Annotated in this window: 15 protein-coding genes; 11 read left to right on the forward strand and 4 right to left on the reverse strand. The window is 67.9% G+C overall.

Annotation, left to right across the window (positions count from 1 at the left end; genetic code table 11):
- Positions 1-10 precede the first annotated feature (10 nt).
- A complete protein-coding gene (locus NH2_RS02765) occupies positions 11-802 on the reverse strand; it encodes an SDR family oxidoreductase (RefSeq protein WP_084505152.1) in 792 nt (263 codons plus the stop codon).
- A gap of 56 nt (positions 803-858) precedes the next feature.
- On the opposite strand from NH2_RS02765, the gene NH2_RS02770 reads away from it, so the two are divergent.
- The 4 genes from NH2_RS02770 to NH2_RS02785 are packed head-to-tail and all read left to right on the forward strand — an operon-like array spanning position 859 to position 4322.
- Complete coding sequence (locus NH2_RS02770) at positions 859-1623, forward strand: enoyl-CoA hydratase family protein (protein WP_067647486.1); 765 nt, start codon at positions 859-861, stop codon at positions 1621-1623.
- Positions 1624-1633: 10 nt separating this feature from the next.
- Positions 1634-2500 (forward strand): cholesterol ring-cleaving hydrolase subunit IpdA, encoded by an 867-nt coding sequence (gene ipdA / locus NH2_RS02775; protein ID WP_174552785.1) that lies wholly within the window; start codon positions 1634-1636, stop codon positions 2498-2500.
- Positions 2497-3243, forward strand: a complete 747-nt coding sequence (locus NH2_RS02780) for a CoA-transferase subunit beta (protein ID WP_067647492.1) — start codon at positions 2497-2499, stop codon at positions 3241-3243. The genes ipdA and NH2_RS02780 overlap by 4 nt, the downstream gene beginning before the upstream one ends.
- Positions 3240-4322 carry an NAD(P)H-dependent flavin oxidoreductase gene (locus tag NH2_RS02785; RefSeq protein ID WP_067647495.1) on the forward strand — a complete coding sequence of 361 codons (1083 nt, stop codon included), beginning with the start codon at positions 3240-3242 and terminating at the stop codon, positions 4320-4322. The genes NH2_RS02780 and NH2_RS02785 overlap by 4 nt, the downstream gene beginning before the upstream one ends.
- 100 nt (positions 4323-4422) lie before the next feature.
- Here the strand turns inward: NH2_RS02785 and NH2_RS02790 are convergent, their stop codons facing one another.
- The 3 genes from NH2_RS02790 to NH2_RS02800 all read right to left on the reverse strand — a co-directional run bounded on the left by NH2_RS02790 (position 4423) and on the right by NH2_RS02800 (position 6299).
- Positions 4423-4719, reverse strand: a complete 297-nt coding sequence (locus NH2_RS02790) for a hypothetical protein (protein WP_157103568.1) — start codon at positions 4717-4719, stop codon at positions 4423-4425.
- Positions 4720-4725: 6 nt separating this feature from the next.
- Complete coding sequence (locus NH2_RS02795; protein ID WP_157103569.1) at positions 4726-5538, reverse strand: hypothetical protein; 813 nt, start codon at positions 5536-5538, stop codon at positions 4726-4728.
- 470 nt (positions 5539-6008) lie between these two features.
- A complete protein-coding gene (locus NH2_RS02800; protein ID WP_067647504.1) occupies positions 6009-6299 on the reverse strand; it encodes a WXG100 family type VII secretion target in 291 nt (96 codons plus the stop codon).
- Positions 6300-6433: 134 nt separating this feature from the next.
- Between NH2_RS02800 and NH2_RS27910 the strand changes: the two genes are divergently transcribed.
- From NH2_RS27910 to NH2_RS02835, 7 genes are all read left to right on the forward strand, one after another.
- Positions 6434-6991: a DUF3558 domain-containing protein gene (locus NH2_RS27910; protein WP_084505153.1), complete on the forward strand. Its 558-nt coding sequence runs from the start codon at positions 6434-6436 to the stop codon at positions 6989-6991.
- A 2-nt stretch (positions 6992-6993) separates the two neighbouring features.
- Complete coding sequence (locus NH2_RS02810) at positions 6994-7275, forward strand: hypothetical protein (protein ID WP_157103570.1); 282 nt, start codon at positions 6994-6996, stop codon at positions 7273-7275.
- Positions 7276-7363: 88 nt separating this feature from the next.
- Positions 7364-7561: a hypothetical protein gene (locus NH2_RS02815; RefSeq protein ID WP_067647512.1), complete on the forward strand. Its 198-nt coding sequence runs from the start codon at positions 7364-7366 to the stop codon at positions 7559-7561.
- The gene (locus NH2_RS02820; RefSeq protein WP_439951726.1) at positions 7558-8250 is read left to right on the forward strand and encodes a DUF3558 domain-containing protein; all 693 of its coding nucleotides are present in this window, start codon (positions 7558-7560) and stop codon (positions 8248-8250) included. Before NH2_RS02815 ends, NH2_RS02820 begins: the two co-directional genes overlap by 4 nt.
- Before the next feature lie 9 nt (positions 8251-8259).
- Positions 8260-8634, forward strand: a complete 375-nt coding sequence (locus tag NH2_RS02825) for a hypothetical protein (protein ID WP_067647517.1) — start codon at positions 8260-8262, stop codon at positions 8632-8634.
- On the forward strand, positions 8631-9914 hold the full coding sequence (locus tag NH2_RS02830; protein ID WP_067647520.1) for a PPE domain-containing protein: 1284 nt from the start codon (positions 8631-8633) through the stop codon (positions 9912-9914). The genes NH2_RS02825 and NH2_RS02830 overlap by 4 nt, the downstream gene beginning before the upstream one ends.
- Positions 9907-10316 (forward strand): ESX secretion-associated protein EspG (locus NH2_RS02835; RefSeq protein ID WP_174552786.1); only part of this gene is annotated, 410 nt, incomplete at its 3' end. The genes NH2_RS02830 and NH2_RS02835, both read left to right, overlap by 8 nt.

Raw genomic sequence — 10316 nt, forward strand, 5'->3', positions numbered from 1 at the left:
CTTCTCCTGCTCAGCTCAGCTGCTCGTGGTGTTCGGTGGTCGCGGCGCCGAGGAAGGCGGGCAGTTCGCCGCCGCCGTGCACCAGCAGCGCCGCGCCGGTGACGAAGCCGGCCAGCGGCGAGGCCAGGAAGACGGCGCAGCGGCCGATGTCCTCCGGGCTGGCCAGCCTGCCCATCGGGATGGTCCGGCCCACCGCGGCGACGCCGTCGGCATCGCCGTAGTGCAGTTCGCTCAGCTCGGTCTCGACCGGGCCCGCGACGATCGTGTTCACCCGCACCTTCGGCGCCCACTCCACGGCGAGCGAGGTGGTCATGCTGTCCACCCCGGCCTTGGCGGCGCCGTAGGCGGCGGTGCCGGGCGACGGCCGCACCCCGCTCACGCTGGTGATGCTGGTGATGGTGCCGCCGCCCGGCTGGTCCCGCATGACCGCCTGCGCGGCCTGCGCCAGCTGCAGCGGGGCGAGCAGGTTGAGCTGGACGATCTTGCTGTGGAAGCGGGGGCTGGCATCGGCGGCCAGCGCGAACGGCGCGCCACCGGCGTTGTTGACCAGGTGATCGAGGCTGCCGAACCGCGCCACGATCGAACCGATCAGCGCGGCAACGGATTCCGGATCGCGGACATCGGCGGGCAGGTACTCGACCGCGCGCTCCCCGACCGCGATCGGCGCGTCCGGCGGACGCCGCGCGCAGGCCACCACGGTGGCGCCCGCTTCGAGGAAGGCCCGGCTGATCCCGGCGCCGACCCCGCGAACACCGCCGGTCACCAGCACGACGTGATCGGTCAGGTCGATTTCGATGGCCACCGTGCTAACCTACCAAGCAACTGCTTGCTTTGCCAACGCTCTCGATGGGACTCGCGATGGGAATCAACCGTCACTCCGCCGCCCCGGGCGTCGCCGTCGTCACGGTCGACTACCCGCCGGTCAACGCCATTCCGTCGGCGGGGTGGTTCACCCTGGCCGACGAGCTGCGCGCGGCAGGCCGCGATCAGGAGACCAGGGTGGTGGTGCTGCGCGCGGAGAACCGGGGGTTCAACGCGGGCGTCGACATCAAGGAGATGCAGAAGCACCCCGGGCACCAGGCGCTGATCGACGCCAACCACGGCTGCTTCGAGGCCTTCGCGGCGGTGTACGACTGCCCGGTGCCGGTGATCGCGGCGGTGCAGGGCTTCTGCCTGGGCGGCGGAATCGGGCTGGTCGGGAACGCCGACATCATCATCGCCGGCGACGACGCCACCTTCGGGCTGCCCGAGGTGGACCGCGGCGCGCTCGGCGCGGCCACCCACCTCTCCCGGCTGGTGCCGCAGCACCTCATGCGCGCGCTCTTCTACACCGCGGGCACGGTCACGGCGCAGCAGCTGCTGCACTTCGGCTCGGTCTTCCAGGTGGTGCCGCGCGCGGAGCTGGACGCCGCCGCGCTCCAGGTCGCGGCGAACGTCGCGGCCAAGGACGGCCGGGTGATCCGGGCCGCCAAGCGCGCGCTGAACGGCATCGACACGCAGGACGTGCACCGCAGCTACCGCTTCGAGCAGGGCTTCACCTTCGAGCTCAACCTGGCCGGGGTCTCGGACGAGATCCGGGCGCGATTCGACGAGGATCTGGCGGCGCGCCGGTCCGGGAACTGAGGGAAAGACGATGCGCGACAAGCGGATGTCGCTCGACGACGTGGTCGGCGAGCTGCGCAGCGGGATGACGATCGGGATCGGCGGCTGGGGCTCGCGGCGCAAGCCGCTGGCGCTGGTGCGCGCGATCCTGCGCTCGGACATCACCGATCTCACCGTGGTCACCTACGGCGGCCCCGACCTCGGGCTGCTCTGCTCGGCGGGCAAGGTGCGCAAGGCGTACTACGGCTTCGTCTCGCTGGATTCGCCGCCCTTCTACGACCCCTGGTTCGCCAAGGCGCGCACTGCGGGCGAGATCGTGGTGCGCGAGATGGACGAGGGCATGGTCAAGTGTGGGCTCGAGGCGGCCGCGGCCCGGCTGCCCTTCCTGCCCATCCGCGCCGGGCTCGGCTCGGACGTGCCGAACTTCTGGGAGGGCGAGCTGAAGACCGTCGCCTCCCCCTACGGCGACGAGACGCTGATCGCCATGCCCGCGCTGAACCTGGACGCCGCGCTGGTGCACCTGAACCTCGGTGACAAGCACGGCAATGCCGCCTACACCGGCATCGACCCCTACTTCGACGACCTCTACTGCCTCGCCGCCGAGCGCCGCTACCTCTCGGTGGAGCGCGTCGTGGAGACCGAGGAGCTGGTGAAATCCGTTCCGCCGCAGGCACTGCTGCTGAACCGGATGCTGGTGGACGGCGTGGTCGAGGCGCCGGGCGGCGCGCACTTCACGCTGGCCGCAGACGACTACGGGCGGGACGAAAAGTTCCAGAAGCACTACGTGGAGTCGGCCAAGACGCCGGAGGCGTGGCAGCAGTTCGTCGATACGTATCTGGCGGTGTCCGAGGACGAGTACCAGGCCGCCGTGCGGCGTTTCGCGGAGGAGGAGCAGTGACCATTACTCGTGCCGAGGTCTGCGCGGTGGCCTGCGCCGAGATCTTCGCCGGGGCCGGGGAGATCATGGCCAGCCCGATGTCGCCGCTGACCACGCTGGGCGCGCGGCTGGCCAAGCTCACCACCGAGCCCGACCTGCTGCTCTCCGACGGCGAGGCCCGCTTCTTCGCCGAGACCCCCGCGCTCGGCCGCTCGGCGCCGATCGAGGGGTGGATTCCGTTCCGCAAGGTGTTCGAGGTGGTCGCCTCCGGCCGCAGGCACGTGGTGATGGGCGCCAACCAGATCGACCGGTACGGCAACCAGAACCTCTCCGCCTTCGGCGCCTTGCAGCAGCCGACGCGGCAGATGTTCGGCGTGCGGGGCGCCCCCGGCAATACCGTCAACCACGCCACCAGCTACTTCGTGCCCAAGCACAGCACGCGGGTGTTCGTGGAGAAGGTCGATATCGTCTCCGGCGTCGGCTACGACAAGGTCGACCCGGCGAACCCCGCCTACCGCTTCCACCACCTGCACCGCGTGGTGAGCAACCTGGGCGTCTTCGACTTCGAGGGGCCGGACCACACGCTGCGTGCCCGCAGCCTGCACCCGGGCGTCACCGCCGACGAGGTCGCGGAGAACACCTCGTTCGACATCGCCGGGCTGGCCGAGGCGCCGGAATCCCGGCTGCCGACCGACGAGGAGCTGCGGCTCATCCGCGAGGTGCTCGACCCCAAGTCGGTGCGCGACCGCGAGGTGCCGCAGTGACCGCGCGGCTGCGCACCCCGCTCACCGAGCTGGTCGGCATCGAGCACCCCGTGGTGCAGACCGGCATGGGCTGGGTGGCCGGGCCCAGCCTGGTCTCCGCCACCTCCAATGCCGGCGGGCTGGGCATTCTCGCCTCCGCGACCATGACGTACGCGGAGCTGGAGGAGGCTGTCGCCAAGACCAAGGCGCGCACGTCCAAGCCGTTCGGGGTCAATATCCGGGCCGACGCCTCGGATGCTCCCGAGCGGATCGATCTGCTCATTCGGGAGGGTGTGCGGGTCGCGTCTTTCGCGCTGGCGCCGAAGAAGGAACTCATCGCTCGGTTGAAAGATGCCGGCGTGGTGGTGATTCCGTCCATCGGCGCGGCCAAGCACGCGGTGAAGGTGGCCTCCTGGGGTGCCGACGCGGTGATCGTGCAGGGCGGGGAGGGCGGCGGGCACACCGGCCCGGTCGCCACCACCCTGCTGCTCCCCTCGGTGCTGGACGCGGTCGATATCCCCGTCGTCGCCGCAGGCGGCTTCTTCGACGGCCGCGGGCTGGCCGCCGCTCTGGCCTACGGCGCGGCCGGGGTCGCCATGGGCACGCGGTTCCTGCTCACCCAGGAGAGTTCGGTGCCGGACTCGGTCAAGCAGGAGTACCTCGCCCGGCAACTCCAGGACACGGTGGTCTCGCGCAAGGTGGACGGCATGCCGCACCGGGTGCTGAAAACCGAGCTGGTCGCACGGCTGGAGAAGTCGGGGCGGGTGCGCGGGTTGAGCGCCGCCGTGGCGAATGCGGCGAAGTTCAAGGGGATGACCGGGATGAAGTGGTCGACCCTCGTTCGGGACGGGCTCGCCATGCGCAAGGCGAAGGATTTGAGCTGGTCGCAGGTTGTGATGGCGGCGAATACGCCGATGCTGCTGCGGGCCGGGTTGGTCGAGGGGAATACCGAGGCGGGGGTGCTGGCCGCAGGGCAGGTCACCGGGATCATCGAGGATCTGCCCAGCTGTGCGGAGCTCATCGACCGGATCGTCGGCGATGCCGTCGCGCGGATCGGCGCGATCGCCGCGCTGCCGGAGAATGCCCCGGCCGGAGGCTGAATCGGGCCATCGCGCCCCACCGTCGATCTCGGCCAGCGGTGGGGCTGCGGCCGAGTCAGTGCAGTGCCCGGCCGAGACGGACCGGGGGTCACGGCCCAGTTCAGTCGCCGATGAACAAAAGGTACCCGTTGGCGCGCAGCGCGGACGAAGCAGTTCGACGCAGCAGTTCGATCGCCTGCCGCTCGGGATCGCTCCGCACCTCGATGTCATCGATACGGTCGAGGATCAGCCCGAGCTGATATCGGTTGAACATGGTGTCGCCGTAGCGGTAGATCCCGCGCAGCAGGCTGCTCTCCGGCTGCGCTGCGCACAGCTTGTACAGCGTCTCGTCCCTGTCGTCGCCGACATGTTCCAGCTCGGCGTGGTTGATGTCCTGGACGATTATTTCCAAAGCCAACTGGTCCTACCCGTCTCCCGCGGGATGCATGGTAATCACTGCACCGAATCTGTCCTGAACGACGATATAGTGCTGGGTCGCGGCACCCCCTCGCTTGGCCGACTCGTTTCCGATGTACCGATCGGCCACGGTGACTTCTCGACGGTAGGTGCCGTCGCCCTGATCGATTGCCGGGCTGTTCTTCGCGGCCTCTACGAGCGCATACGGGCCTTCGCTGGCGTAGAAGGTACTCTTCCACTCCGAATTCAGCCCCCCGCCTGGGTAGTGTTTGTTCCGGACATATTGTTCGCTTGCCGTCGTCAGAACCGGTGCAGGAACCGAATTCCGGCTCTCGGGGTTGCCTCCTCCGCCCGACTCGTCCTCCATCAGCACGATGGGCACGGCGATAATGTCGCGGAGCTGTGCCGCGTGAATGTCGAGAGCTGGCAGCTTGGCGAAGGGGAGGCTGGTCACTATGACGGTGAAGCTACTCCTGGCCACCGTAGTGTAAACAGGGTCGTCGAGGTCCTTATTGAAAATTGGCGCCGCACATTTGACGACCATCTTCACCGGATGAGCGACGACTACGACACCAGGAATGGCCGCCTCCAGCCGTTGCGCGATCGCCGCACGTAGTTCTTCCAACGCCTTTGAGTAGTTGTCGACGCAAAGCTCGATGACCTTCGAAACACTGGCAATGTCGAGGGCGGCATTCCGTAGAGTCTCGAGCCTCGCTCGAATTCGGTCAACACTTTCCGAAGCGGAATGGTCGAAGTTGTAACCGATTTCCCTGATTCGATCCCCGGCCTCGGTAATGTCCCGATGTCGCGCATGCGACAACCAGCCGTTGTCTTTCGCTCGCCGTAGTTTGTCGGTATCCCCATTGGGGATCGGCTCTACCGTCGAGAGCCTACGCCGAGGATTTCGATCCCGTTCCCGTTGTCGCCTCGCGCAGTCGGCGCCTCACGGAAGGGGTTACCGACCGGCTCGGAGGGGGGCGGCCGATCGGGATGAGGAAGCGTTTGATTCGCTATATCCCAGTTGTATGCCATCGCCGCGAGCACATCACCGTAGTGACGCAGCGCTTCGGATAGAAGGGTGCCGACCGACAGCCAATCGGCAGTCGCGGATTCGTAATCAGTGATCCACCGGAGCGAAGTAGAATAGTCTCCAGCCATTCCGGCACATGATCCGGTCAGTTCCCTGTGCAAAGAACCAATTCGGGCAATAACCGTCGCAGCAAGATCACCGCACCCGCGGGCAGCCTTTCGGTAGTCGGTCGCGTCTATATCCCAGCCCATTCGCAGCCCTCAGGACATCTGACGGTTGAGCTCGGCGGCTCGGACGTAGCGATCGCGCGCCTGTTGTACTGTATCCCCCGCCGATCGGATATCGGCGACGAAGGTCCTGGCGGTGGCGCCCCATTGGCGCTGTGCATCGTCGAACGCTCGCGCAGCGATGCCCTCCCAGCTCGCACCGAGTACCGCCGACATTCGAGTGTCGAACTCATCGAGATTAGCCTCGATGAAACCGGCAAATGCGGACAAAAGCGTCGCGACCTGTTCTAGTTGATCGACATCAACGGTGAATCGCTGTCCCATGAATCCCCCCGGAAATTGCTCTTGGCCGATGCTACCCTTCCGATCTGATTGCCGGGGTTCGTGCCGAGCGGTACCGTCTGACCGACCAGGGCGGGGAGACGGTACCGGCCCGCATCGGCAGGGAGGGTGCGGAGATGCGCAGGGTAGGCGTTATTGCCGGAGTGCTCGCCGGTGCGTGCTCGAGTGCGGGGTGTGGGCCCACGGTGGAGGTCGCGCCGGAGACGTCGGTGGTGACGACGGTGGCGCCGAGCACCAGTGCTGATCCGGATGCGGGGATCTGGGATCCGTGTGGACTGCCCGATTCGGCCATTTCCGCGAGCGGGTTGGATCCGGGAACAAAAGTGCCAGATGTTGCCGGCGTCGATTTCGACGGGTGGCAGGCGTGCGGTTGGAGTGGCACGGCGAACTGGTACCGGTTCACGATCTACTCCGGTACGCCGACATTGGACGACGTGCGTCAGCGTGACGACTACACATCGTTCGCGGACATCACGATTCAGGGCAGGCCGGCGCTTCGATTCCTGGATGCCGACGACACACGCGGCGCGAACTGCCGCGTCGCCGTGCAATCTCCCGCGGGCGTGATCATGTTCGGGTTGGTGAGCCGCCCGACAACTGGGCCGCAGGGCGATCCCTGCACCGAAGTGCAGCGGCATGTCGATGCACTCGCGAGCTACCTACCAGGAGCATGAGGGTGGACCCGACTATCGATACGTACGAGTGGCAGCGCGTGCTCGACTCCGCCAACGTCGGCGACCTGGCGCTGGATCCGGCTGTCGCCGGTGCCCTCGAGAAGGTCTGTGACGACTACCTGGCCCGGCTGGAGCAGATGTTCTTCGCCCTCGACGGGGTTCGCCAGATCTCCGGCTTCGGCACGCTGCCATCCGCGGCAGTTCTCGAGCAGAAGTTCTCCCGCAAGGCCGCAGGCGGTGACCTTTCCTCGAGGCAGTCCTCATGCAGCACATCGATACCGTGAAACTCGCCAAACAAGCCGTGGCGAGGGCGATCCAGAACTTCGCCGAACAAGACACCGTCTCCGGCAACCACATCTCAGGAACGACACCGTGACCTACGACTACCGCGCCCGCATCGTCGACGACCAAGAGCAGTTAAACCGCGCCACCATCTACGGCGTCACCGCCCGCACGGACACCGGGTTCACCGGCGAGTACGACCCGCCGACCGTCCCCCGCTCGAGCGCCGCCCTCGCCAACGCGGCCAAGTTCGCGAGCAAGACCGGTCGGGGCGGGTGCGCGGGTTGAGCGCCGCCGTGGCGAATGCGGCGAAGTTCAAGGGGATGACCGGGATGAAGTGGTCGACCCTCGTTCGGGACGGGCTCGCCATGCGCAAGGCCAAGGATTTGAGCTGGTCGCAGGTTGTGATGGCGGAGATGCGCAGGGCAGGGGTTACTGCCGGAGTGCTCGCTGTGGTGTGCCTGAGTGCGGGGTGTGGGCCGACGGTAGAAGAGGTTGCGCCGGAGTCGTCAGCAGTTGCGACGGCAGCGCCGAGTACGAAAGCTGATCCGGATGCGGGGCTGTGGGATCCGTGCGGGCTGCCCGATTCGGCCATTTCCGCGACCGGATTGGATCCGGGGACGAAGGTCCCGGATGTCGCCGGTGTCGCGTTCGACGGCTGGAAAGTATGCAACTGGCGCGCCGCAGCGGACTGGTACGACCTGACCATCTTCTCCGGCCGGCCGACACTCGACGAAGTTCGCCAGCGGCAAGACTTCACCGCGTTCAACGACCGCATGGTCGGCAAACGGCCCGCGGTCCAGTTCCTCGACGCCGACGACTCCCGCGGCTTCGTCTGCACTGTCGCCACTGAGGTTCCCGACGGCACCGTCGCTTTCCGCCTCATCGTCCGGCCGACCAAGGGACGGCAGGGCGACCCCTGCTCGGCTGCGGCGGGTCACGCGGACGACCTTGCCACGCAGCTACCGGGGGGATAGGCAGAGCGGATGGAACCGGAGGTTTCGAACGTCGAGTGGCAGCGCGTGCTGACCGACGCGGAGGCCGGCGAGCTGTCGTTGAATCCGAATGTCGGGCAGTGCCTCGACACGGTGTGCGACGACTACCTGCTCAGGCTCGAGGAGATCTACATGCAGGTAGTCCGTCTGCAGTACCTCGATGGCTTCGGCGGATTCCCCTCATCGCGCGTGCTGGAAGACAAGTTCTCCCAGAAGGCGACGGGCGCCGCACGATCTCTCGAAGCCGTTCTGTTGCAGCACATGGATGCCGTGAAACTCGCTAAGCAGGCTGTGGCGAAGGCCATTCGGAACTTCGCCGAACAAGACCTCGCCTCCGGCGAATACATCTCCGGGACAACACCGTGACCTACGACGAATACCGCGCCCGCATCATCGACGCGCAGGAGCAGTGGAACCGCGAGCGCGACACCATCTACGACTTCACCGCCCGCGCGAACACCGGCTTCACCGGCGAGTACGACCCGCCGAACATCCCCGCCCCGGACAACTACGACAGCATGACGCTGACCCAGATGGTCGACGCGGTGAACGACATGCGCCCCTCGGTGGCGCAGCAGGCGGCGGAGGCGTGGACGGGGATCGGCATGAACCTCACCGGGGCGGTGAGTGTGTTCAACGAGGAGTTCGCGCGCACCGTGAACGGCGGCTGGCAGGGCGCGACGGCGGAGTCGGCGGTCACCGCGGTGCAGAACTACACCCGGCGGTCGGAGGATCTGGCGACGGCGGCGGCGCTGGTCGGGCTCAAGCTCGCCGAGCTGCACACCGGCCTGCACCAGACGCAGGCGCTGATGCCGTACGTGGCGGAGCGCCCCGATGTCACCGGCAAGACGCTCCCGCAGGAGGGGGTGATGAAGGCGGGCGACTACGCGGAGGAGGAGGCGACGCAGGAGGCGCGGCGGGTGCTGCGGACCGTGTACGGGCAAGTGGCGCATCAGACCGATCACGGGGTGCCCGTGTTGCCCGACGCGCCGGTCATCGTCAACGCGCCCGGTTCCGAAGGAGCGCCCGCGAGTACTCCGGGGACTTCGGCCGGTACCACTGACACCGGCCCAGCCGAAACCGGCACCCCCGCCGCGACCGAGGAGGAACCGGCCATCGACGACGCCGCCGATTCCGAGACGCCGGCCGAGGATCAGCAGGGCAGCGACCCGCAGACCGAGGCAGCGGGCACCGACCCCACCACCCAGTCCACGACCCCCGCCTCCACAAGCCCGAGCACCACACCGGCTAGCACCACCCCGAGCCCGGCCACGGTGCCCGGCACCACACCGTCGACCCCCGGCACCCCATCGACCCCAGGCATCCCATCGAGAACCGGAACCCCCTCGCCCGGAGCCCCTTCCGGTACCCCGATCACCACCCCCGCACCGGGCCGCAGCATCGCGGGCACTCCCCCGACGACCGCCGCCGTCCCGGCCACAACCACCGCGACCAGCACGAACACCCGCACCACCACCGGCATGCCCGGCATGATGGGCGCGGGAGCGGGAGCCGCGGGCCGGGACGACGAGAACACCGCCGGCACCAAGGACTACCTGGTGAACCAGCGCAACGGCGAAGAACTCACCGGCCTGGACGCGCTGCCGAGGACGGTGCCGCCGGTGATCGGCGGCGAGGGTGCCTGAGTGGCGCTTCCGCGGTCTCGAGTTCGAGCTGCTGTGGAGCGCCTACGGCCGCGACCGCCTGCCCTATCCGGTCCACTACCGCCCGGAGCCCATGGACTTCCGTGACCTGCGCCGGCTCCGCGAGGCAGCGGTCACCACGCTGACCGGCATGTACGCCGTCGAGCTGGAACGCGCGCTCGACATCCTCCTGGAGCCGGACGTCCGAATCGAGATCAAGGGGCCGGACCACACCGCCCCGGCCCAGGTCGTGCGCTTCCACGGCGCGATCCGGGCGAATGCGGGCGCAACGCTGATCCAGGAGCCCGGCCCCACCCCGGACACCGGCGCCGACATCGTGCTCCGCTACGGCCGCGCCCGGGAGGTGCCAGAAACAGCCGCCGCGGCGCTACCGGCTCATCCGCC

Origin of the sequence: Nocardia harenae NBRC 108248, from assembly GCF_001612885.1 — a bacterium.
Lineage (GTDB): Bacteria > Actinomycetota > Actinomycetes > Mycobacteriales > Mycobacteriaceae > Nocardia > Nocardia harenae.

Coding starts and splice junctions, on each gene's coding strand:
- NH2_RS27910 (WP_084505153.1), top strand. CDS start 6,434: ATGCGCAGGGTAGGCGTTATTGCCGGAGTGCTCGCCGGTGCGTGCTCG.
- ipdA (WP_174552785.1), top strand. CDS start 1,634: ATGCGCGACAAGCGGATGTCGCTCGACGACGTGGTCGGCGAGCTGCGC.
- NH2_RS02800 (WP_067647504.1), bottom strand. CDS start 6,299: ATGGGACAGCGATTCACCGTTGATGTCGATCAACTAGAACAGGTCGCG.
- NH2_RS02770 (WP_067647486.1), top strand. CDS start 859: ATGGGAATCAACCGTCACTCCGCCGCCCCGGGCGTCGCCGTCGTCACG.
- NH2_RS02825 (WP_067647517.1), top strand. CDS start 8,260: ATGGAACCGGAGGTTTCGAACGTCGAGTGGCAGCGCGTGCTGACCGAC.